The organism is Ursidibacter arcticus, assembly GCF_009761375.1.
Taxonomy (GTDB): Bacteria; Pseudomonadota; Gammaproteobacteria; order Enterobacterales; family Pasteurellaceae; genus Ursidibacter; species Ursidibacter arcticus.
This window is the reverse complement of record NZ_LEKM01000221.1, coordinates 1-24247: the sequence shown is the minus strand read 5'-3', so window position 1 is coordinate 24247 and position 24247 is coordinate 1. Positions and strand designations below refer to the sequence as shown.

Below are 24247 nucleotides of genomic sequence, written 5' to 3'. Positions count from 1 at the left end.
CTCTTTAGTGATGAAGAAAGTAAGCGGTGGTTTTCTGCAAATTTTTTGCTAAAACTCACCGCTTGCGAAGATTATAGTACCATTCTCACGCCTTCAATTTTGGCAAGATCAGTATAAAGTGTTTCAACCTGTTCAATATTCTCTGCTTGAATAGTAATTGATACAGAATGATAAGTTCCTTTACCACTCTCTTTTAATGTTGGGTTGTAATCCCCTTTTACCACTTTCTGTACTTCGCTAACCACATCATCAACTAATCCATCTCGCTTCGCACCAACTACTTTGAAAGTGAATGAGCAAGGGAATTCAAGTAAGTCTTTTAATTTTGCTTGTGGTAAGTCGGATAAATTTAGAGTTTTATTTTCTGTCATTTTTTGTTCCTTATTGAAATATACAAGCGGTGGGATTTTGCAATTTTTTACAAGATCTCACCGCTTGCGAGCTAAGATTGGGATAATTTCTAAAATTACAAGGGGGAATAATTGACTAGGAATTAGTTAAATAACCCTTTGATTGTTAATACAACCCAGTCCCACGCTTTGCCAATAAAGCCAGCTTCGGCAACATCTTGCATCACTTGTAAATCAATTGACGCAATATCCTTATCATTTAACTGATATACCACTTTCCCAACCACTTGACCTTTCGCTAATGGTGCTTCAAGGGTTTTCTTCTCCAACACATAACGAGCCTTTAATTCCCCTGTTTTACCTTTTGGCACAGTGATATAGCTATCTTGTAAAGTTCCTAACTGAATTTTATTTAAATCACCATAATATACGCTCTGTTCTGAAACAGTCTGGCCTGCGGCTAATGGCTTAACGGTTTCAAAATTCGCAAAGCCCCATTGTAAGAGCTTTTTGCTCTCAATTTCACGTCCTTTAATACTTTCTACGCCCATTACCACTGAAATCAAACGGGTATTGCTATTGTAAGCAGATGCAACAAGATTATAGCCAGCTTTATCTGTATGCCCTGTTTTCATTCCATCTACATTCATTGTTTTATCCCACAACAAGCCGTTACGGTTTGGTTGTTTGATTTTATTGAAGGTAAACTCTTTTTCAGCGTAAATTTTATACTCTTCGGGTAGATCACGAATTAAGTGAGCCCCAATAATTGCCATATCACGAGCCGATGAATATTGATTTGGGTCATCTAAACCGTGGACGGTCGCAAAATGGGTGTTTTTTAATCCAAATTGCTGTACATATTTATTCATCGTATCAATAAAGGCTTGTTGTGAGCCAGATAAATGCTCAGCAATCGCCACACAAGCATCATTACCTGATACCACAATAATACCGCGATTTAAATCATCAACAGAAACTTGCTGATTTAAATTTAAGAACATTTTTGAAGAGCCTGGGAATTTTTGTCCCCAAGAACTTTCCGTAACGGTAACTAAATCACTATTTTTGATTTTCCCTGTTTTCAAGGCTTCACCAATAACATAACTGGTCATCATTTTAGTTAGACTAGCTGGGTATTGACGTTGGTCTGGGTTTAAACTTGCCAATACCGCACCTGAATTATAGTCCATCAAAATGTAGGTTTGAGCATTGATTTGTGGAGATGAAATACCATAATCCACATCGCTATTAGCATAAGCGATACTAGAAAAAGCTACCGCACATAAACTGACTGATTTTAGAAATTTACTTTTTAACATAGTTTGCTTCCATTCTTTGGATTAACTTTTAAAACTTACTCTTGAGCTTTTATAGCTAAAGTATCCCCTTCACCTTTGATCTTCAAAGGTAACCCCTCTTTTTGGGCTAATTGTAACAAGGCTTGAGCCCCCTTACCTGAAATGTAGCCTTGTTTATCGACTTGCAACGCTTCAATACGCACCTTAGCAACGCCCGAGTGTATCATTCCGATTTCACGAGCCGCACCTACTGAGAGATCAATTACACGACTGTGGCTAAATGGACCACGATCATTGATGCGAACAATCACTTTACGTCCATTACGCAAATTAGTTACTAACGCATAAGAGCCTAGTGCCAATGTTTTATGAGCCGCCGTAAAACCATTTTTATTATAAATTTCACCACTTGCGGTTTTTCTACCGTGGAACATTCCGCCATAATAACTAGCCGTACCTACTTGACCGTATTGGCGTGATGCTTCTTTATTGATAGTTGTGTGGTTCTTCCCTTTTTCACGATAAGTGAGCTTTTTATTACTCACTTTCATATATGTTAGATTTGCCCCTTTTACGCCATAACGTTTTTTAGTTTCGTTTTTGGTGCTTTTGGCTATGGATTTCGCACTCTTTGTCGGCGATTTAACGGACTTCTTTTTTGCTTTCGCAGTCAGAGCCTTTGCTTTACTATGTTTTATGCCACTACTAACTAACGTAGTCTTCTCTTTTTTTATTGCTTTAGTTTTTTCTTTCTTTGGTGCAGAAAAGCCGTAAGAAGAAACAAAAAATAATGTAATTGTTAGGAATAATTTACCTATTTTGCTTAAATGCATAATTTCTCCCTTGCTTTCCAAAACAGCAAGAAAGCAAATATATTAAATAATTATTAACGTATGTTATAAGGGTTAGTATCTTTACGTTCACGATGTACATAAAGCGACATCATTAACCCAAACGCAGCCATTAGTGTAACGTAAGATGTTCCGCCATAACTAAATAGTGGTAATGGAACACCCACAACAGGCAAAATTCCACTTACCATTCCAATGTTTACAAAAACGTAAACGAAAAAAAGTAATGCAGTACCACCAGACAAAATTCGTCCAAATGCAGAACTTGATTTAGCACCGATCATTAGCCCCCTTGCAATAATAAAGAGATAAATGGCTAACAAAATCAGCACGCCAATCATTCCGTGCTCTTCACTTAATACAGCAAAAATAAAATCGGTGTGTGGTTCAGGCAAAAACTCAAGTTGAGATTGTGTCCCTGCCATCCAACCTTTTCCTTCTAACCCACCAGAACCAATCGCAATTTTGGACTGAATAATATGGTAGCCTGCTCCTAAAGGGTCTTTCTCTGGGTCAATCAATGTCATTACTCGGGTTTTCTGGTAGTCGTGCATTAAGTAGAACCACATAATCGGAATAAACCCAGCAAGAAAGACAACACCAGCACCAATGAGTTTCCAACTTAACCCTGCAAGAAACAACACAAATACTCCTGCGGCACAAACGAGAATAGAAGTTCCCAAATCTGGTTGAAGAGCTACTAAGATCGTTGGCACAATAATTAACCCTAGAGCAATAAAAGTGTCTCTAAAATTAGGTGGCAGTGAGCGATTGCCCAAGTAAGTTGCGACCATTAACGGAACGGATAATTTAGCAATTTCCGAAGGCTGAAAACGGACAAAACCTAAATTTAACCAGCGTTGTGCTCCTTTACTGGTTTCCCCTGCAACATCAACCAAAATCAGTAAAACAATACAGACCGCATATAAATAAGGTGAAACTCGCTCATAAAAACGAGGTGGAAAGAGTGCCATAACAACCATTAACCCCATTCCGAGAGAGACCTGAACGACACGATTAAAAAACATTCTCTCACTACCGCCACTCGCACTATACAGAACCAATAAGCCGTAGCCAGTAATAGCTAATAAGCCAACAAGAAGAAAAATATCAAACGCTAATAATTTTTTGCAAGAACGTAAGAACTTATTCATTATTTATTCCGTCTAGGTTAAGCGGTGAGTTTTGCTCATTTTTTTGCAATTCCGTATTTGCGGCATTGGAACGTAGTAGCATATAGTCCATAATTTTTCGTGCCATTGGGGCTGCTGTACTACCACCGCCACCAGCATTTTCTAAAATAATCGAAACAACCATTTTCGGATTTTCATAAGGTGCATAACCAATAAACCATGCGTGATCGTGATATTTTTTAGCGATTGCATTTTTATCGTAATCCTTACCTTTTAAACTTTTAACTTGTGCAGTTCCTGTTTTTCCTGCTGCTCGATACGGCACACCAGCAAATGCTTTCCGTCCCGTCCCGTTACTTGCGTGTAACACGTTATACATACCCAATTTAGCAATTTGCCAAAAACGTGGCGGAACATCTTTAATATCATCGTATAAAAGTGGATCTTGGTAAGGCATATTTTCTCGTGACATCACTTCCATCATTAAATGGGGCGTATTCACTTTACCATTGTTGATTAAGACCGCCGTTGCTTTAGCAAGTTGCAATGGGGTGGAAATCCAATAGCCCTGACCAATTCCAGCATTGATGGTATCTGCGGCTAGCCAAGGCTGTTTTTTATAGCGTTTCTGTTTCCACTCTCTACTTGGCATAATGCCCGTGGACTCTTCCGCCAAATCAATGCCAGTTTTTACTCCAAAACCAAAGCGTTTCATCCAATCTGACATTTTATCAATTCCCATATCATAGGCGAGCTGATAAAAGTAAGTATCCGAGGATTCTACAATGGCTTTATTTATATCTGTTCTACCGTGTCCACTTCGCTTCCAGTCACGAAAACGTTGCGTTGTGCCAGGTAAAATCCAATAACCTGGGTCAAATACTGTACTGCCTGCGGTAATTTTATTTTCGGTTAGCCCTGCAACTGCCATAAATGGTTTGATGGTTGATGCAGGGGGATAAGTGCCTTGTGTTGCTCGGCTGTAAAGTGGGCGATCCTCATCATCTAATAACTTCTTATAATCTCTGCCTGAAATACCATCAACAAAGAGATTGTTATCATAACTTGGGTTCGTTACCATCGCTAAGATACTGCTATCTTTCGGATCGAGCACCACAATCGCTCCTTTCTCATTACCGATTAACGATGAAACATATTGTTGCAATTCCACATCAAGCGTTAGACGAATACTGCTACCTGCCACTGCAGGTTGATCACGCAATTTGCGGATAACTTTGCCACGGTTATTGATTTCAACTTCTTCAAAACCTGTTTGCCCGTGTAGCTGTTCTTCATAAAACTTTTCAATCCCCAATTTACCAATATCGTGAGAACCCGCATAGTTACCGAATTTCCCTTCGTCTTGTAAACGTTGCTTGTCTTTATCGTTGATTTTAGCGACATAGCCTAGGATATGTGTAAGCACATCACCATAAGGGTAAGTTCGTTTAAAGTAAGGTTGTACGTCAAGGCTTGGAAAGCGATATTGATTTACTGAAAAACGAGCAATTTGTTCTTCGGTTAAATTAGGTTTAAGTAATATTGGAGTATAGCGGGAAGATCTTGCACGCTCTTTACGAAAATTCTCAATATCCTCATCGGTTAAACCGACAATCGTTTTAAGTTCGATAAGGGTTTCGTCCAAGTTATTCACTTTCTCAGGCACGATATATAGCCCAAAGAATGTCAGATTTTCTGCCAATACTTTGCCGTTTCGGTCATAAATCAAACCTCTAACAGGTGGAATAGGCAATAATTTAATGCGGTTGCCATTTGAACGAGTTTGGTAAGTGTCATAATCACGCACTTGTAAATGATATAAATTAGTTAGCAATACGCCTGTTAAACCCAATACACCTAAAAATGCGATCAAAGCACGACGGACAAACAGATTTTTCTCTGCTTGTCCGTTACGAATTTTCTCTCGCTGTTTTGGTGAGCTGAATTTACTTAATTTACCAAACATCTATATTCTCGTACTACTCTCGATGATAAGGGTGGTTTGCCGTTAAAGACCACGCTCGGTATAAACTCTCTGCAACAACAATTCTTACCAATGGATGTGGTAAGGTTAAAGGCGAAAGAGACCAACTCTGTTCAGCCGCCGCTTTACATTCAGGGGAAAGCCCTTCAGGGCCACCAATCAATAAGCAGACATCACGCCCATCATTTTTCCACGCTTCAAATTGTTGAGCGAGTTGCTCTGTCGTCCAAGGTTTCCCTGGAATATCAAGTGTTACCACTCGATTTCGCCCAGCTGCCGCTAGCATTGCTTTGCCTTCTTGCTCTAGGATACGCTTTATATCTGCGTTTTTTCCCCGCTTACCCGCAGGAATTTCGATCAGCTCAAAAGGGAAATCTTTTGGGAAACGGCGTTGATATTCCTCAAAGCCTTTTGTCACCCAATCAGGCATTTTTGTTCCGACTGCAATTAATTGGATTTTCATTATGCCCAGAGTTTTTCTAATTGATACATTTCGCGACTTTCACGTTGCAAAATATGGACAATCGCTTGTCCGAAATCGATCACAATCCAATCTGCTACTGCTTTGCCTTCGTGAGCAAAGACATCTAAGCCAGCTTTTTTACTTTCAGCAATTAAGTTATCTGCCGTTGATGCGACGTGACGGCTTGATGTACCAGTACATAAAATCATTGTGTCAGTAATTGATGATTTTCCTTTCACATCAATGGCTTGGATGTCTTCTGCTTTTAAGCCTTCTAGTGTATGAGTGAGGAAATTAACGAGATTTTGTTCCATATATAATTTATTCAATAATAAAAAGGGGCGGATTATAGCATAAAAAATAGCTAGGTTAGTCTATCAATAAGACAAAGCGGTACGATTTGCAAAAAATTTAACAAATCGCACCGCTTTTAGTCTAATCGCAGGCTAGGCTTTATCCGCTAAAGCGGCTTTTTCTTCTGGCGTTAGGTATTCAATACGAATATTTAAGCTAGCAAGAATCACCGCAATAATTGGGATCATATAGTTCATTACCGCATACGGAGCATATTCAAAAGCACTGACTTGTAACATTGAGAACGCATAAACACCACAAGTATTCCAAGGGACTAATACCGATGTAACCGTACCTCCATCTTCTAAAGCTCGAGAGAGATTTTTTGAACTCAAGCCTTTATCTTGGTAGGCTTTTACATACATACGACCAGGTAATAAAATTGAAATATATTGCTCTGACGTTGTTACGTTAGTAACTATTGCAGAAACGATGGTCGCAATAATGACACTCGATGCCTTTTTAGCAAAATTCAAAATCGTTTCAACAACGGAACGTAGCATTCCCGTCTGTTCCGCAATCCCACCGAATGTCATTGCTACAATGGTTAATGAAATGGTGTACATCATAGATTCAATACCACCACGATTAAAAAGCGTGTCGATCATCTCGTGACCACTCTCAATTTTGAACCCATCGTGCAAAGTCTTAACCGCAACGCCGACTTCACCACCTTGAACAAAGATATGACATAACCAGCCAAGCAGAATGCCTGCAGTAAGTGCAGGTAATGCAGGGACTTTCTTCGCCACTAATACTACAACCATCAAAGGCACTAATAATAACCAAGGCGAAATCACAAAATGTTTTTCCATTGCTTGCATTACATCAGTGATTTTGGCTAAATCCAAGTTCTCTGCACTAAATTGTAAACCTAGATAGAAATAAACCGCTAATGCAATCAAGAAAGCAGGTACGGTGGTTACAAGCATATGGCGGATATGGTCAAAGAGAGGGGTATTTGTGATACCTGCGGCAAGGTTGGTCGTATCAGAAAGCGGTGACATTTTATCGCCGAAATACGCTCCTGAAATCACCGCACCTGCCACCATTGGTGCAGGAATGCCAATGCTTAATCCAATTCCCATTGCTGCCACACCAATCGTTCCCATTGTGGACCAAGAACTCCCAATAGCTAAAGTAACAATCGCACAGATAATACAGATGGTAAATAAAAACAGCGAAGGAGAGATCAGTTTTAAACCATAGTAGATCATTGTTGCAACAATACCGCCACCAAGCCAAGCCCCAATGGTTAAGCCGATCATAATAATGATCACTATCGCAGGCAGTGCCATTTTGATGCCACGATAGATCCCTTTTTCGATAGTATCCCAACGATAACCAAAGGCAAGAGCAATGATACTGGCGGTAATAGCCCCAATTAACAGCGGAATATGTGGCGATGCTTCAAATTTGATAATCGCAACCGCCATTACCGATACCATTACCAATACAGGCAAAAAGGCATAAAAAAACGGGATCCGAATGTTTTGTTGTTCTGTTGTGTTTGCCATATTTCCTCCTTGGGAAGCGGTCAGATTTTTTAATTTTTTTGCAAGATCAGCCCTTATTTTAGCACTTCACGAATACGTTCTAACGCCCAATCTAAATCCGCTTTCTCAATGACTAACGGTGGGGCAAAACGAATAACAGTGTCGTGAGTTTCTTTACATAATAGCCCTTTTTCTTTCAAGGCTTCACAATATGGACGAGCGGCTTCTGTTAGTTCTAAACCAATAAATAAACCACGTCCACGCACTTCTTTAATTTTCGAATACTCAATTTTTTTCAATTCATTTAGGAAGTATTCGCCTAACTCACGAGAGCGTTCCGCTAAGTTCTCTTCCACCAAAACATCAAGAGCCGCAAGCGATACCGCACAGGCTAGTGGGTTTCCGCCAAAAGTTGAACCGTGAGAACCTGGGTTAAAGACCCCTAAAATTTCTTTATCGGCTAACACACAAGAAATTGGGAATACACCGCCGCCCAGTGCTTTACCTAAAATATACATATCTGGCTCAAAACCTTCCCACTCGCAAGCAAATAATTTCCCTGTTCTACCTAAGCCTGCTTGAATTTCATCAGCAATAAACAGTACATTGTTTTCTTTACATAATTCGTAAGCTTGTTTTAAGAAACCTTGTGGTGGAATTAAAATACCTGCTTCCCCTTGAATTGGTTCAACTAAGAATGCCGCCGTATTTGGTGTGATCGCATTTTTCAGTGCATCTAAATCACCATAAGGCACTAACTTAATCCCACCTAATAACGGACCAAAACCACGTTGATAATCAGGATCAGAAGAGAGCGAAACCGCCGCCATTGTTCTACCGTGGAAGTTGCCTACACAAGCGATAATTTCCGCTCGATCTTTTTCAATACCTTTTACATCGTAACCCCAGCGGCGTGCAGTTTTAATTGCTGTTTCCACCGCTTCTGCCCCTGTATTCATCGGTAATGCCATTGATTTTTTTCCTAGCTTACAGATTTTTTCATACCAAGGCCCAAGCTGATCGTTATAAAAAGCACGAGAAGTTAAAGTAACACGTTCCGCTTGGTCTTTTAATGCTTTAACAATTTTAGGGTGACAATGCCCTTGATTGACCGCAGAGTAGGCACTTAACATATCTAAATAACGTTTACCTTCAGGATCTTCCACCCAAATACCTTCCGCTTTGCTAATTACGATAGGTAATGGTAAATAGTTGCGAGCACCATATTGTTCGGCTTGATGAATGATTTGTTGAGATGAAGCAGTCATATCTTTCTCCTAAATTTGTTAAATAAATGTTACCAAGGAGTGTAACAATATTTAAACAAAAAAGGGATAATTTTTTGTTTGTTTTATGATCTACTTCTCATTTTTGATAGATTTGCTTACTAAAGCGTTCTGTGATTGATTTAGCAATTTTATACTAAGTCTCGCTACCGCACATAACTGCATCTGTTCATCATAAATCATTACTTGCCATACTTGATGTGTCTTGCCTAAATGCTGTGGAGTGGCTTTGGCGGTTGCTTTTCCTTGCTTAATTGCTTTAAGGTGGCTGATGTTGAGTTCTGTGCCTACTGGGAATTGATCTTCATCACAACAAAGTAATGCCGCAGCAGATGCAACAGTTTCAGCGAGGGTGGCACTTATGCCACCGTGTAATAAACCGAAAGGCTGAGTGGTGCGATGATCAACCGCTAGCGTGGCTTCTAACCAATTTTCACCTTGTGCAGTAAATTCGATACCCAAATGTGATACGGCACAATTTTGGCAAAGTTGATTAAGTTGCGAAAGCGAGAGTGTTTTTTTCCAAATCATTGGCTTGCCTTATAAGATACTCAATAATGCCTGAACAGGGTGCTTTAAGACCCGATGTTCCATTCGTTTTACTTGGCTACGGCAGGAATAACCTGTGGCTAAACAGCGATCAAGATCTTTGCCATTGAGTTTTTTCTGCCACGATTGTGCATAAATCGCTTTTGACATCGAAATATGTTTCGTTTCGTGCCCAAATGTTCCAGCCATTCCACAACAGCCTGTATTCTCACCCACTAAGCGTTCCCCAAAATGGGCAAAAATTTGTTGCCACTCTTTTGTGCTATTAGGCAAAGCAGTTGATTCTGTACAATGACTAAACAAATGCCATTGCAAGCGGTCTGTTTCGGCTGATTTTTTGCAGGTATGCAAATGCCCTTGTTTGAGCTGGCTGAGTAGCCATTCGTGTGCAAGTTGTACCTTAAACTCGCCACACTCTTCCTTCAAAATATCTCGATATTCTTCACGATAAATTAACGTTAATGCAGGATCCACCCCAACCATTGGGATACCTAACTTCGCTAAACGAGTCAGGAAATCCGCTTGGTTTTTGGCTGTTTTAGCAAATTGATGTAAAAAGCCTTTAACGTGCTGTGCTTTTCCTGTCGGTTTAAATGGCAATACAATCGGTTTAAAACCGATTTTTTGGCACAGATGAACAAAATCTGCCACAACTTTAGCGTCATAATAAGAAGTGAAAGGATCTTGTACCACAAATAGATATTGGTAAATTTCTTGTCCGATCTGACCGCTTGTGATTTGTTGCTCAAGGCTTTCTAAACTTTCAGCTTGATAGCCAATTTGGTTGAGCTGTTGCTGTAAATTGGGTACAGAAAGCGCAGGCAAATCAACCATTCCAATGGTTTTACTCGCGATATTTTCCGCCCATTTATTCGCACTGAAGAAATTAAAGAAAGCAGGTTGTTTTGCCATTAACGGAGCGACACGTTCTAAATTGGAGACCACATAATCTTTCATTGGGCGGAAATAACGACTATGGTAAAGATCATTAAATTGGGTTCGGAAAGTCGGCACATCAATTTTGATCGGGCATTGGCTAGCACAGGCTTTACAGGCTAGGCAAGTATCCATCGCTGCTTTCACTTCGTGAGAGAAATCATACTCTTGCTTTTTATACCATTGATTGCGTAGTTTTTTCGCAAAATCGACCAATTTTCTACCATTTTTATGTGGCTTGAAAATAATATCGTCAGGGGAAACATTTTTCTCTGCCAATAAACGCAACCACTCACGAACCAGTGCGGCACGCCCTTTTGGTGAAAAAAGGCGATTACCAGAGATTTTCATTGAAGGACACATTGTGCTGTGTACATCAAAATTAAAACATAGCCCATTACCATTACAATTCATCGCACCTTTAAAATTTTCACGCACTTGAATTGGGATTTGGCGATCAAAATCAGCACGCATTTGTGAGTCAATTGGGTAAAGCTCATCTTGGCGATGTAATGGCGTACAAATTTTACCTGGGTTTAAGCGATTTTGTGGATCAAACAGTTGCTTAATATAGCGTAGCTCCTGCCATAAAGTTTCTCCAAAAAACCGTTCGCCATAGGCAGAACGCATACCTTTTCCGTGTTCTCCCCAAATTAAACCACCGTATTTGGCAGTGAGTTCAACCACTTTATCCGAAATCTGTTTGAATTTTTGCACCTGTGCTTTATCGCATAAATCAAGGGCAGGACGAACGTGAAGGACACCCGCATCAACGTGTCCGAACATTCCATATTCCAAACCGTTTTCATCGAGTAATTGGCGAAATTCAACAATATAATCGGCTAAATTTTCAGGGGGAACGCAGGTATCTTCCACAAAAGCGATAGGTTTTGCCCAACCTTTTGCATTACCGAGCAATCCTACTGCTTTTTTACGCATTGCGTAAATTTTCTCAATCGAATCGACTTCTTTGCAAATTTGGTAGCCAATCAGACCGCTTTCATTATTGGTAATTTTTTGATCGAGCGAATGACAAAGATCGGCGACAAGTTGTTCATTAAGATCCTGATCGTTTGACGCATATTCTACAATGTTGATCCCTAAAATTGGGTTCTGTTCATCTTCAGTTAAAAGATCCGAAACGGAGTGCCATACAATATCTTGCTTGGCTAAGTTTAATACTTTGGAATCAACGGTTTCTACTGACAATGCTTTAGCTTGTAGCATAAAAGGGGCAGAACGTAATGCCGCATCAAAAGAATTATATTTGATATTGATCAGTGTACGATATTTGGGAATGGGTAATAAATTGAGTTTAGCTTCGCAAATAAAGGCTAGAGAGCCTTCCGAACCTGTAAGAATACGAGTTAAATTAAATTCAGATTCGTCATCATTAAATACATTTTTTAAATCATAGCCTGTTAAAAAACGGTTTAACTGTGGTAATTCTTTTAAAACGACTGGACGTAGGGTTTTGCAGCGTTGGAAAATTTCTTGATGAATCTTTTTACCATTTTCAGATAAAGGTAATTCGGCAAGATTTGCAGAAAAGTTGTCAGATCTCACCGCTTGTGTGTCTAAAATTTCCCCGTTCATCAATACGGATTTGATCGCCAAAATATGATCGGAGGTTTTCCCATATTGTAATGAACCTTGCCCTGAAGCATCAGTGTTAATCATTCCGCCTAATGTGGCTCGATTACTGGTCGATAATTCTGGGGAAAAGAATAAACCATAGGGCTTTAAGTATTGGTTCAGTTGGTCTTTAACCACGCCTGCTTGTACTCGAACCCAACGCTCTTCTACGTTAAGCTCTAAGATCTGTTTCATATGGCGAGAGAGATCAACAATGATATTGTTGTTGAGTGATTGCCCATTTGTCCCCGTTCCACCACCTCTTGGGGTAAATGTTAATGCTTGAAACGGAGTTTTTTGAGCTAATTTGGTTAAAATAACCACATCAGCTACTGATTTTGGGAATAAAATCGCTTGTGGTATTTGCTGATAAACGCTGTTATCCGTTGCAAGCGAAAGACGGTCGGCATAACTTGATGCAATATCGCCTGAAAAATGTTGTTCCACAAGCTCGTTAAGAAAGGCTTGTACGGTTTCTGTCAGTTGTGGTGTGTTTGCTAAACGTGGGATCATATAATGGCTATTCTATAAAAATATAACTCGTCAAATATTAGCAATATTTACGCTGAGATTTAAGCAAAAATCTTATCTAATACTTATTTATTCTCTGTCTTAATCATTGAAAGTGCGGATTGAATGCTACGCTCAATGGTTGGTCTGCGAGGGTCATTTTCAGGTAAAAATTTAAGCATCATTCCCCAAGTCATTGCAGCCATTTTATAATCTTCTTTTTCAAAAGAGGAGAAGGCCAGTAAGCTCAAAGCATCAACATTAGTATGATCAATACGAATAATCTCTTTTACCACTTCTTCTCCTTTCTCTTTATCTTTTGGATCGCTAGAGAAAAGTAATAATTGAGCATATTTTTGCTTATATTGTAGATTATCAGGCTTTAATGCTACTGCCTTAGCGTAGCTATCAAGAGCGATTTGTCCATTATCTAATGCCATTCCAACTTGCCCAAGCATAAACCAAGATTTATCGTCAGTAGGTTTCTCTTGTAATTCAACTCGTAATGCCATTGCAAACTGATTGAGCTCTTGATCTGAAAGTGGGTCTGTTTCTTCTGTTTTGATACGTTCATAGAAATAATCCAATTTTTTATGTGTCATTTCTAGCATCGTGCCTGTAAACCACGAACCAACATTCCAATAAATTGCAGAACTCGTTCCTATAACTAGGATAATAAGTCCAATAAACCATAATGGACTTAGTGATTTTTTCCCATTAACAGTAATATCAGGCTGTGATGGAATGTCATCTAATAGGCTTTGTTGTAACTCCAATTTAGTCTGTTGGTTATCTTCAATGAGCCCTTCTTTTTCTTCTTGTTCTACTTCTTTAAGACGATCAAAATAAAATGCTTTATTTAATTCATTACGTTTTTGGCTATTTTGATGCGTATTTCTTTTTAATAATGGGTAGAATGCGATAGCACCGATTGCTAACGTAATCCATATTGCGATGATCCAAAAATTCATTATTATTCCTTATCGTTCAAAATTTGTTTTAAGCGTTCTTGATCAAGATTTTTTGCAAAAAATTTGTCTGAACCCACCGCTTGTACATTCGATTTTTTTCGTTTTAACATTATGCCAAAACCAATTAAAATCAATAAGATAGGCATTAACCATAACATTATAGTCGCTGGGGTTATCGGTGGATCATAAGTAACAAAGTTGCCATAACGTTCTACCATATAATTAACCACTTCATCTTTGCTTTTCCCTTGTTTGAGTAATTCCAGTGTTTTATTACGCATATCTGTGGCAATAGTTGCGTTGGAATCAGCAATGTTGTTATTTTGGCATTGTGGGCAACGTAATTCTTGAATGAGTGCCCGATAATCAGATTCTTGCTGTGTATTATCGAATTGTTGAATCTGCTGACTTGCAATGCTTAATGTAGGTAGAATCAATAAAAGTGCAAACCATTTTTTCATTATTGTACGTTTCCTTTCAATTTATCGTAAATTGGTTTAAGTGTTTCATTCCACACTCTTGCATTTACATCTCCAGCGTGGCGATAATGAATTTTCCCTTGCCCATCTAAAATAAAGGTTTCAGGTGCTCCATATACCCCTAAATCTAAGCCAAGAGAACCTTTAGGATCGTAAATAATCGCTTTATAAGGATCTCCATAGTTTTCTAAGAATTTTAATGCTTTAGATCGTTCATCTTTATAATCAATGCCAACAATTTCAATACCTTGTTTTGCAAGCTCAGTTAAATACTGATGTTCAGCAAAGCAAGTTGGACACCAAGTTGCCCAAACATTTAATAGTCGTGGTGAGCCTGATTTAACAACATTAGCATTAACACTTTGCTTTTCATCATATAACGATTCAAGTTGAAATTCAGGAATTGTTTTACCTATTAGGCTTGACTCAAGGGCTTTAGGATCTTCACCATTTGAATTACGTTGCAGTTGCACCATAAAGGCGATAATAAGTCCCACAAAAATAAGAAGAGGAAGTAAAAAAATTTTTTTCATTTTGATATAAGCGGTTATTTTAAGAAAATATTTTGTAATTATAGACAAAAAAGCGAGTAGGGCTACCACTCGCTTTCGTTTATTTGATTTTAACTAAGGATTTTTGCTAAAGGTTCGCCCATTCGGGTTGGCTCGCCAGCAATAAGATGAGAAGATAAAGCAACACTCTCTTTAGGGAAAAGGTTAATGACCGTTGAACCTAAGCGGAAAGCGCCCATTTCTTGCCCTTTTTTGAGATGAATTGCACTTTCTCCTTCTGCAAGATATTCGTACACAAGAACTTCTTTAGAACGTGGTGGATTAATAATACCTGCCCAAACAGTACTCATACTCGCAGTAATGGTTGCACCGACTAAAATCTGAACCATTGTGCCAAACTCCGTATCAAATTCACAAATAACACGTTCGTTACGAGCAAATAAGTTTGGAATATGTTCCGCTAAAAATGGATTAACTGAAAATAATTCACCCGGAACGTAAATCATCTTGCGTAGTGTTGCATCGCAAGGCATATGCACACGATGGTAATCTCTTGGAGAGAGATAAGTGGTAATAAACTGGCCATCTTTAAATTTTTCGGCTAATGCGATGTCGTTAGCCAATAGCGTTTCTAAGGTAAACGTATGCCCTTTGGCTTGTAATAGCAAGTTTTGTGTAATCTGCCCAGCTTCACTTACTCTACCATCAGCAGGTAAGCATAAGGTTTGAGCATCTTGATCGATAGGGCGAGCATTTTCTTTTAATGGACGAATAAAAAATTCATTAAAAGTGGCATAATCTGAAGGATTTGTCTTTTCTGCTTCAGCTAAATTAACTTGGTATTTCTTGGTAAATACTTTAATCACAAAATGGGTTAATGCACCTAATTTTTTCTCTGCAAACCACCCTGCAAGGCGAGTTAAACCTTGTTGTGGCATTAAATATTGAAATGCAATTTTCGCACGTTGTGCATAACTTGGCGCTTTATAAGCTGTTAATGACATTTGACTATCCTATGTTCTTTTCAAAAGGCGAGCAGTATAGCAAAAGCCACAAAGTTTACAATCTAAGCAAGTTCCCCTTAGTAGATAGGTAATAAGGGGAACAAGCGGTTAGATTACTCTAAAACAATACGATCACGATTTTTATCAAGCGTTGCTTTTCCAATACCCGATACTTCTGTTAATTGTTCAATATTGAGAAATTTACCATTTTTCTCTCGATATTCCACAATGGCTTGTGCTTTTTTAGCACCGATACCAACTAATTTATCCTGTAATTCTGATGCAGTTGCGGTGTTGATATTGATTGCATTTGGATTTGCAATTTTTGTTTGGGTTTGCACCGCTTGTACTTGAGCTTGAGTTTCAGATGGTGTGCTTACACCTTTTTCTTCTGCGCTAGCAGTTAAACTAAATGCACCTAAAAGCAGGGCAGAGACATATTGAGTGAGTTTTTTCATAATAAATAGCTCCTTTCTGTGTTGTGGTTGAGATAAAACGAACAGTCGCTACTTTAATCATTGGCAGAATAAGCTCAAGAATGGCTAATTTATTTTTCGATCTTGATCGAAAAAATAGTGGGGAGAAAATAAATAAAATAGTGATTTCAAAGAAATTTGATGATGATAGGCAATAAATCCTTTAAAATGACTGCCGTTTTTTTAGTTATTTCCCTTGGATTTTTATGAGCCAATATAATCAACGTAAAGAGCCGACTTTTGGTCAGCCAACAGCAATTACAGCAGAAACAGAAAAAGAAATTGAACAACATAGCAAAACAGAAGTCACAAAGCCGAAAGTGATGTTTTCGCTATCGTCGAAACAAGCACCTAATTATACATTCACACCCGTAATGAAACGCCCTGTGGATAAAGCAAATGAGTTATCAACCTTAGAAGAACAAACAATGTTAAAAGAAAATACCCCTAAAACAGAAATAGCAGAAGACACTCAAAAACCGAAAGGTTTTACATTCGCTCCAGTTGTTGATGACGCGGATAAAGCACCAGCTAAAGCAAATGCTACGGTTGATACGCCTAGAGTCGATGAGCCAAAAACAGTACAACCACCAGTGAATGAGCAGGAAAAAGTAAATGCAGTAAATCCAAATACGGTTGAGCGAGTAATTCCTACGCAAACAGCCCAAACAGCTAAACCTTCTGTTACAGAGAAAGTACCATCAAAATATCGCCGTTTATTGATCGTAATTTTATTAGCACTTGCTCTATTATTAGCATTTTTCTTATTAAAGCCGAATACGCCTGAAACAGTAGAGTCATTGCAGGAGCAAGGCACAAGTTTACCGATTGAATTCCGCCCTGTTGATGAAGAAGAAGCAAAACGAGCTGAAGCAGAAGCTAAGGCACTACAAGATGCTCAAATGGCACAAGCAAAATCTGAACAACAAGCTACGGAGCAAACAGCAACAAATACTGTGGTAGAACAACCAGCTCAAACAACTGAAATGACTCAACCTACTGTTGAAAATCGTGTAGAGCCTACACCTGCTGTTGTGGCAAAACCTGCCGAAGTTAAATCTGAACCAAAAGTAGCAGAAACTAAACCTGTGGTTATTCAACCTGCGAAGAAACCAGAAACAACAGGAAGTGTGATTTATCAACCAGAAAGTAAATCAACGCCTGAGCCAGTTAAAAAAGCACAACCACAACCAAAAGTAGAAAAAGCACCAGTGAAAGTTGTTGAAACTAAACCTACTGTGGTTAAACCAACACCAGCAAAAACAGTTGAAGTTGCATCGAATTCAGTTTCAAGTAAAACAATGGTAGTACCGAAAGGCGTTTCTTTAATGCAAGTATTCAGAGATAACAATTTGAATATCTCAGATGTTAATGCAATGAGTAAAGTAAACAATATTGTAAGCAATTTGAAAGTGGGTGAAAAAGTAACAGTTCGCTTAGATGCAAATAATCGTGTTACTGAAATGCATATTGGCTCTGGTGGTAAATTTATCCGCCAAGCGAATGGTAGCTACATTTATAAATAATAAGGAATATTCGGAGCAACGCATTGCGTTGCTCTTTTTTTCTGGAATGATATTAAGGGGACAACAATGTATTTATGGAAAAAAGCATTTTCTTTGCTCACTGCAACTGTGCTACTAGGATGTAGCACTACAACTATCGCACCAGCAGAACAAGTTGAACAAAAAATTCAACAACCTGAACAGAATATATCGCCAATAAAAAAAGATGTAGTCAAAAAACAGCGTATTGTTAGTTACCAATGTGCAAAGAATCAAACCTTAAGAGTTCAATTTTTAAATAGCAAAAAAAATAGCCAGATTACCCTGACTTTTAACCGCTCTTCTTACACACTATCGCCGAGTGTCGTTACACAAGGGAAGAAATACAGCAACATTCGTTGGATTTGGACAGAAGATTTCAATGGCGTAGGCACATTACGAGATAATCGTAACAATTTACTTGCGGAAAAATGTATTAAACAATCATAAAGGGAAGTTATATGAATATTTTGATTATTGCACCATCTTGGGTTGGGGATATGATGATGTCCCACAGCTTATATCAACAGCTTAAACAAAATTACCCTGATTGTCATATTGACGTAATGGCTCCTGATTGGTGTCGTCCTTTGTTAGCCAGAATGCCTGAAGTGCGTAAAGCCATTTCAATGCCGATTGGACACGGATCTTTTGCTCTTTGTAAGCGGTATGATTTAGGTAAAAATTTGCAAAATCAATACCAAATGGCGATTGTTTTACCTAACTCTCTTAAATCTTCTTTTATTCCCTTTTTTGCTCGCATTCCCCATCGCCGTGGTTGGAAAGGCGAAATGCGTTATGGATTGCTTAATGATCTCAGAAATAATAAGCAGGATTATCCACTAATGGTACAACGCTATGTAGCTCTTGCCTTTGATAAAGGACATATTCCTGTTGCTGATCAATTACCTATTCCTTACCCTTATTTGCAAGTGAATACTGAGCAGATTATTCAAACAAAGCAACATTTTGCCAAACAGCTAGATTATGCAGAAAATCGCCCTGCAATCGGTTTTTGTCCAGGGGCTGAGTTTGGACCTGCAAAGCGTTATCCACATTATCACTATGCAAAAGTGGCACAAAAATTGATTGAACAAGGTTATGCTATTCGTTTATTTGGCTCGAAGAAAGATGAAATTGTAGGCGAAGAAATCCGTACATCATTACCAGTGGAACAGCAACGTTATTGTATTAACCTAGCAGGGCAAACAGATCTTAATCAAGCGGTAGATTTAATTGCCGATTGTGTTGCCGTCGTTAGCAATGATTCTGGGCTGATGCATATTGCTGCAGCATTAAATCGTCCATTAGTAGCGCTTTATGGCCCCACAAGCCCACAATATACGCCACCGTTATCACACAATGCGGTAATTATTCGTTTAATTGAAGGTGGGCTAATTAAAGTGCGTAAATCACAAGATAGTGCCGAGGGTTATCACCAAAGCCTCATTGATATTCAACCTGAAATGGTGTTAGCTAAACTTGATGAACTGATTAGAAAAGTGAATTAGAAATGAAAGTTTGTCTTATAAAAACATCATCAATGGGAGATGTTATTCATACTTTACCTGCACTTACTGATGCTCAAAATAAGATACCCGATCTCCAAATAGATTGGGTTGTTGAACCTGCTTTCGCAGAAATTCCCCGTTGGCATTCAGCCGTAAAAAAGGTAATTCCCTTTGCATTTCGAGCGTGGCGTAAGCGGTTACTTTCTCAAGAAACATTGCAACAATGGTCATCGTTCAAACAGCAATTACAGCAAGAACATTATGATGTTGTGGTTGATGCTCAAGGGCTATTAAAAAGTGCTTTCTTTGCGACTCGTTTAGCCAAAGGCGAAAAACACGGTTATGATCGCCGCTCTATTCGTGAACCAATAGCCGCCTTGTTTTATGACAAAAGGCACGCTATTTCCTATCAGCAACACGCTGTTGAACGTATTCGTCTGTTGTTTGCTCAAAGTTTGGGGTACTCGTTAGCTGATACACTTGGTGATTATGCTATTGCACGCCATTTCACTTCACTTGCAAAAGAACAGGAAAATCTCACCGCTTCGCCTTATCTAATTGCTATTCACGCAACGACAAGAGCAGACAAACATTGGCAAGAAAATTCGTGGTCTGAGTTTTTTGAATATTGTGTCAATTCAGGGGTAGAAATTCGTTTACCTTGGGGAAATCAAAAAGAATTTGAACGAGCAACTCGTTTAGCTGAACTGTCAGAAAAAATTAAAGTATTGCCTAAGTTAAGCCTAACGGAGCTTGCAGAGCAAATTGCGAATGCTCAAGCAGTGATTTCTGTTGATACAGGACTTAGCCATTTAACCGCAGCGTTAGATAAACCGAATATTATCTTATATGGTGCAACAGATCCCAATCTCATTGGTGCTTACGGTAAAAATCAGCACTATCTACAAGCTCAAGGAATGGAAAATATTTCAGCTCAACAAGTATGGCAAAAGTTAGTTGAAATTTGATACTCGCTAAATCTGCCAAACTCTAACGCAACGCAAGCTGAAATAAGACCGCTTCTGCTTGGCAACTAAAATTAAATGTTGCATTAAGTGTAACGCCATCTTCTTGTGAAATGAATTGATGCGTTATTTGGCAAGGCTCATTTTCAATTTGTTTGGCTTTATTGATTAAGAAATCAAGTGCTTGCTGAGCAGTTTCTTGATCTGGATAATGTTGCTCAAAATCAATCTGAGAATCGGCATTGTCAAACATTGCTGTACTAGTTGGTTTGCAATTTACTTTGCAGTTTTCTGCTTCATCGCTAAAAGTCTTGCTCATAATATATCCTTAATGGGTAAAAAACAGAGCGTAGCAGAGACAATGATAAATTTCTTTGAGAAAAAACAAACCTAGGATAATTTTATCCCACTTCAAACATCATCGACTACCTCAATGAAATAAGGTAAATTAGCTTATCTATTCTTTTTATTATGATATGTGATGCTTCGCCGATTTACTGCTTTTTCTGCTTGGTCGATTTACACCATTATTGTGGCACTTTATGCGTTTAGTTTATGGGCGTTATTTGAACATCGTGCCGATGAAACTTTTTGGTCTGTTGGGGAAGCCTTACAAATTCTCAAACAGAGCTTATGGCAAGCATTACTTTCCGCTCTTTTCTCCACCATTTTGGGCGTTTTTCTCGCTCGCAGTTTTTTCTATCTCAATTTTAAAGGGAAAGCATTACTCTATAAGTTAATCTCATTTGCGTGGGCATTGCCATCTTTAGTGGTTATTTTTGCTATTATCGGAGTATGGGGCAATTCAGGTTGGGTAATTCAGCTCTTAAAATTTTTAGGCATTCCTGCCACCTTTAATCTATATGGATTGCAAGGCATTTTGCTTGCTCATTTATTCTTCAACATTCCGTTGGCGACTAAATATTGTTTGGAGGTCTTGCATTTAATCCCAAGTAGCCAGCATCAACTTGCCACGCAATTAAATTTACAAGGATGGCGATATATACAAATTGTTGAATTGCCAATGTTGAAAAAGGTATTACCTTATACCTTTATGAATATTTTTCTAATCTGTTTTACCAGTTTTCCGATTGTGTTAATGCTAGGTGGTGGACCGAAATATAGCACTCTTGAAGTTGCCATTTATCAAGCGGTGACTTTTGAGTTTGATTTTGCAAAAGCGGTAATGTTGATAATGACCCAAATTCTAATCGGGATTATCTTGCAAATTACGATGGATATTTTGACGAAATTTGCATTTTCTCAGGTTAAACATACCGCTATTCCAGTCGATCATATTTGGAAACCGAGAGCTAAAGGTGTTAATAAATGGTTATTACAAGGCGTTATGATACTAATGGGAATGATGATCTTAATACCTATCGCAAATGTTATTTGGACAGGCATTAGTGTTTCTCACGTCTTTACACGTTTAACCAATCCACTACTTTGGGAGGCGACAGGTTTCTCGCTCTTGCTCAGTGCGATTTCAGCGGTAACAGTAATTATTATTGCCTATTTGATTGCCCTTGAAACGAAGAATTTAGCGTATCAAAAACATAAAATTCTCCATAGTTTTCTAGCAGGAGTGGCGACTTATCCGTTAATTATGCCTGTATTTATGTTAGCTGTCGGTCTGTTTTTATTATTGATAGATACGCCACTTTCTACTTGGCAACTTTTATGCTTGGTTGGAGTATGTAACGGATTGATGCTACTGCCTTACATTTATCGCTTACTATTTACTGCGGTTTGGGAAGCTTTTATTACTCACGATAAATTAGCAAGAGAATTAGGTATTACAGGCTTTCGCCGTTGGTGGATTGTGGAAAAAAATTACCTGATCCGACCGCTTCGTAATGCATTTGCTCTGGCAATGTCGGCTAGTTTAGGCAGTTTTACTGTCATTGCCTTTTTTGGTAGCCCTGATTTCAGTACGTTACCCTACCTTCTTTATCAACAATTAGGGAGCTACCGAATGGACGATGCTGCAGTAACGGCATTGGTGTTAATGCTTCTTACGTTTTTACCATTTTTGATTATTGAACAGCGAGAACAAAATAGATGATCCAAATGAATGTCGAGTTTGACTATCCTGAACTTCCGATGAAATTTAAGTTAAATATTGCCAAAGGCGAGAGAGTTGCTGTTGTCGGTGAAAGTGGTTCAGGAAAAAGCACGTTACTCAATTTAATTGCTGGATTTGAGCTAACAAGCCGAGGGGAAGTTTACCTTGCAGGGCAAAATCATACACATACGCAACCCGCAGAAAGACCTGTTTCAATGCTATTTCAAGATAATAATCTTTTTCCACATTTAACTGTTTCACAGAATATAGGACTAGGTTTAACCCCGAGTTTGAGATTAAGCCAATCACAAAATGAAAAAGTAGAAGAGATTGCTTATCAAATGGGGCTTGCTGATTTCCTATCACGCCGAGCAGATAAATTATCGGGAGGGCAAAAACAGCGTGTGGCATTGGCAAGAACGCTCTTAAGAGATAAACCGATTTTTCTATTAGATGAACCCTTTTCAGCTTTAGATCCAATCAGACGAGAAGAATTACAAGAGTTAGTTTATACACTTTGTATCCAAAAAAATCTGACACTACTGATGGTTACACATCAATATGATGAAGTAAAACAGCTATTTACTTCTGTTATTCAGATTGAAAATGGGAGCAATATAGATGCATAGTAAGAAGGCGTACCCAAGAGTACGCCTTCTATTTATTCGCTTTTGCTACATCAATTATTTGATGATTTTCGCTACAACGCCAGCACCTACTGTACGGCCACCTTCACGAATCGCGAAACGTAAACCTTCGTCCATTGCGATTGGGTGAATTAAGCTTACTGTCATTTTGATGTTATCGCCTGGCATTACCATCTCAACACCTTCTGGTAATTCGATAGTACCTGTTACGTCCGTTGTACGGAAGTAGAATTGTGGACGGTAACCTTTGAAGAATGGAGTATGACGACCACCTTCTTCTTTTGATAATACGTAAACTTCTGATTCGAAGTCTGTGTGTGGTGTGATTGAACCTGGTTTCGCTAATACTTGACCACGTTCGATTTCTTCACGTTTTGTACCACGTAATAATGCACCTACGTTCTCACCTGCACGACCTTCGTCAAGTAATTTACGGAACATTTCAACACCAGTTACAGTTGTTTTTGTTGTTTCTTTGATACCAACAATCTCAACCTCTTCACCCGTACGGATGATACCACGCTCTACACGACCTGTTACTACTGTACCACGACCTGAAATTGAGAATACGTCTTCAATTGGTAATAGGAATGGTTTGTCGATTGCACGCTCTGGCTCTGGAATGTAAGAGTCTAAGTGTGATGCTAATTCTAAGATTTTCTCTTCCCACTCTGCTACGCCGTTTAACGCTTGTAACGCTGAACCACGTACGATTGGTGTATCATCACCTGGGAAATCATATTGAGAGAGAAGTTCACGAACTTCCATTTCTACTAATTCTAATAACTCTTCGTCATCCACCATATCGCATTTGTTTAAGAACACGATGATGTATGGTACACCTACTTGGCGACCTAAAAGGATGTGTTCACGAGTTTGTGGCATTGGACCATCTGTCGCTGCTACTACTAAGATTGCACCGTCCATTTGTGCCGCACCTGTGATCATGTTTTTAACATAGTCCGCGTGTCCTGGGCAGTCAACGTGTGCGTAGTGACGAGTTTCTGTGTCGTACTCAACGTGTGAAGTGTTGATGGTGATACCACGCGCTTTTTCTTCTGGCGCGTTATCGATTTGGTCGAATGCACGAGCTGCACCACCGAAGTGTTTCGCTAATACAGTTGTGATCGCTGCTGTTAAAGTTGTTTTACCATGGTCAACGTGGCCGATTGTACCCACGTTAACGTGCGGTTTTGTACGTTCAAATTTTTCTTTAGACATT

24 protein-coding genes are annotated in these 24247 nt (G+C 38.9%); 6 read left to right on the top strand and 18 right to left on the bottom strand.

Annotated elements, in window-relative coordinates; genetic code table 11:
• Positions 1-71: 71 nt before the first annotated feature.
• The 16 genes from ybeD to A1D25_RS10465 form a co-directional block, all read right to left on the bottom strand.
• Positions 72-371: a DUF493 family protein YbeD gene (ybeD, locus tag A1D25_RS10540; RefSeq protein WP_157395634.1), complete on the bottom strand. Its 300-nt coding sequence runs from the start codon at positions 369-371 to the stop codon at positions 72-74.
• A 122-nt stretch (positions 372-493) separates the two neighbouring features.
• On the bottom strand, positions 494-1672 hold the full coding sequence (locus A1D25_RS10535; RefSeq protein ID WP_157395633.1) for a serine hydrolase: 1179 nt from the start codon (positions 1670-1672) through the stop codon (positions 494-496).
• Between the two features lie 35 nt (positions 1673-1707).
• Positions 1708-2484 carry a septal ring lytic transglycosylase RlpA family protein gene (locus tag A1D25_RS10530; RefSeq protein ID WP_157395632.1) on the bottom strand — a complete coding sequence of 259 codons (777 nt, stop codon included), beginning with the start codon at positions 2482-2484 and terminating at the stop codon, positions 1708-1710.
• A 53-nt stretch (positions 2485-2537) separates the two neighbouring features.
• Positions 2538-3656 carry a rod shape-determining protein RodA gene (rodA, locus tag A1D25_RS10525; protein WP_157395631.1) on the bottom strand — a complete coding sequence of 373 codons (1119 nt, stop codon included), beginning with the start codon at positions 3654-3656 and terminating at the stop codon, positions 2538-2540.
• Positions 3649-5601, bottom strand: a complete 1953-nt coding sequence (mrdA, locus tag A1D25_RS10520; RefSeq protein WP_157395630.1) for a penicillin-binding protein 2 — start codon at positions 5599-5601, stop codon at positions 3649-3651. The genes rodA and mrdA overlap by 8 nt, the downstream gene beginning before the upstream one ends.
• A gap of 13 nt (positions 5602-5614) precedes the next feature.
• On the bottom strand, positions 5615-6082 hold the full coding sequence (gene rlmH, locus A1D25_RS10515) for a 23S rRNA (pseudouridine(1915)-N(3))-methyltransferase RlmH (protein ID WP_157395629.1): 468 nt from the start codon (positions 6080-6082) through the stop codon (positions 5615-5617).
• Entirely contained in the window at positions 6082-6396 is a 315-nt protein-coding gene (rsfS, locus tag A1D25_RS10510; protein WP_157395628.1) for a ribosome silencing factor, read from the bottom strand. Before rsfS ends, rlmH begins: the two co-directional genes overlap by 1 nt.
• A gap of 132 nt (positions 6397-6528) precedes the next feature.
• The gene (nhaC, locus tag A1D25_RS10505; protein WP_157395627.1) at positions 6529-7953 is read right to left on the bottom strand and encodes a Na+/H+ antiporter NhaC; all 1425 of its coding nucleotides are present in this window, start codon (positions 7951-7953) and stop codon (positions 6529-6531) included.
• A gap of 53 nt (positions 7954-8006) precedes the next feature.
• Positions 8007-9200: an ornithine--oxo-acid transaminase gene (locus A1D25_RS10500; protein WP_157395626.1), complete on the bottom strand. Its 1194-nt coding sequence runs from the start codon at positions 9198-9200 to the stop codon at positions 8007-8009.
• Positions 9201-9290: 90 nt separating this feature from the next.
• On the bottom strand, positions 9291-9749 hold the full coding sequence (locus tag A1D25_RS10495; RefSeq protein WP_157395625.1) for a hotdog fold thioesterase: 459 nt from the start codon (positions 9747-9749) through the stop codon (positions 9291-9293).
• A gap of 9 nt (positions 9750-9758) precedes the next feature.
• On the bottom strand, positions 9759-12851 hold the full coding sequence (gene ydiJ / locus A1D25_RS10490) for a D-2-hydroxyglutarate dehydrogenase YdiJ (RefSeq protein WP_157395624.1): 3093 nt from the start codon (positions 12849-12851) through the stop codon (positions 9759-9761).
• A gap of 83 nt (positions 12852-12934) precedes the next feature.
• A complete protein-coding gene (gene ccmI, locus A1D25_RS10485; protein WP_157395623.1) occupies positions 12935-13819 on the bottom strand; it encodes a c-type cytochrome biogenesis protein CcmI in 885 nt (294 codons plus the stop codon).
• 2 nt (positions 13820-13821) lie between these two features.
• Positions 13822-14280 carry a cytochrome c-type biogenesis protein gene (locus A1D25_RS10480; RefSeq protein ID WP_157395622.1) on the bottom strand — a complete coding sequence of 153 codons (459 nt, stop codon included), beginning with the start codon at positions 14278-14280 and terminating at the stop codon, positions 13822-13824.
• The gene (locus A1D25_RS10475; RefSeq protein ID WP_157395621.1) at positions 14280-14831 is read right to left on the bottom strand and encodes a DsbE family thiol:disulfide interchange protein; all 552 of its coding nucleotides are present in this window, start codon (positions 14829-14831) and stop codon (positions 14280-14282) included. Before A1D25_RS10475 ends, A1D25_RS10480 begins: the two co-directional genes overlap by 1 nt.
• Positions 14832-14920: 89 nt before the next feature.
• Positions 14921-15814, bottom strand: a complete 894-nt coding sequence (asd, locus tag A1D25_RS10470; protein ID WP_157395620.1) for an archaetidylserine decarboxylase — start codon at positions 15812-15814, stop codon at positions 14921-14923.
• Positions 15815-15927: 113 nt separating this feature from the next.
• A complete protein-coding gene (locus A1D25_RS10465; protein WP_157395619.1) occupies positions 15928-16272 on the bottom strand; it encodes a ComEA family DNA-binding protein in 345 nt (114 codons plus the stop codon).
• 224 nt (positions 16273-16496) lie between these two features.
• Here A1D25_RS10465 and A1D25_RS10460 point away from each other — a divergent pair, with 224 nt between their 5' ends.
• From A1D25_RS10460 to rfaC, 4 genes are all read left to right on the top strand, one after another.
• Positions 16497-17816 (top strand): LysM-like peptidoglycan-binding domain-containing protein, encoded by a 1320-nt coding sequence (locus A1D25_RS10460; RefSeq protein ID WP_157395618.1) that lies wholly within the window; start codon positions 16497-16499, stop codon positions 17814-17816.
• 66 nt (positions 17817-17882) lie between these two features.
• Entirely contained in the window at positions 17883-18284 is a 402-nt protein-coding gene (locus A1D25_RS10455; RefSeq protein WP_157395617.1) for an MliC family protein, read from the top strand.
• 11 nt (positions 18285-18295) lie between these two features.
• On the top strand, positions 18296-19345 hold the full coding sequence (waaF, locus tag A1D25_RS10450; protein ID WP_157395616.1) for a lipopolysaccharide heptosyltransferase II: 1050 nt from the start codon (positions 18296-18298) through the stop codon (positions 19343-19345).
• A gap of 2 nt (positions 19346-19347) precedes the next feature.
• A complete protein-coding gene (gene rfaC / locus A1D25_RS10445) occupies positions 19348-20313 on the top strand; it encodes a lipopolysaccharide heptosyltransferase RfaC (protein WP_157395615.1) in 966 nt (321 codons plus the stop codon).
• A 22-nt stretch (positions 20314-20335) separates the two neighbouring features.
• On the opposite strand, the gene A1D25_RS10440 is transcribed toward rfaC, so the two are convergent.
• Complete coding sequence (locus A1D25_RS10440) at positions 20336-20629, bottom strand: YfcZ/YiiS family protein (protein WP_157395614.1); 294 nt, start codon at positions 20627-20629, stop codon at positions 20336-20338.
• A gap of 162 nt (positions 20630-20791) precedes the next feature.
• On the opposite strand from A1D25_RS10440, the gene thiP reads away from it, so the two are divergent.
• Both thiP and thiQ read left to right on the top strand, forming a co-directional pair.
• Entirely contained in the window at positions 20792-22378 is a 1587-nt protein-coding gene (gene thiP, locus A1D25_RS10435; protein WP_157395613.1) for a thiamine/thiamine pyrophosphate ABC transporter permease ThiP, read from the top strand.
• A complete protein-coding gene (thiQ, locus tag A1D25_RS10430) occupies positions 22375-23007 on the top strand; it encodes a thiamine ABC transporter ATP-binding protein (protein WP_157395612.1) in 633 nt (210 codons plus the stop codon). The genes thiP and thiQ overlap by 4 nt, the downstream gene beginning before the upstream one ends.
• A 54-nt stretch (positions 23008-23061) precedes the next feature.
• Here thiQ and tuf read toward each other — a convergent pair whose 3' ends face one another.
• On the bottom strand, positions 23062-24246 hold the full coding sequence (gene tuf / locus A1D25_RS10425) for an elongation factor Tu (RefSeq protein WP_157395611.1): 1185 nt from the start codon (positions 24244-24246) through the stop codon (positions 23062-23064).
• Between the last annotated feature and the right edge of the window lies 1 nt (position 24247).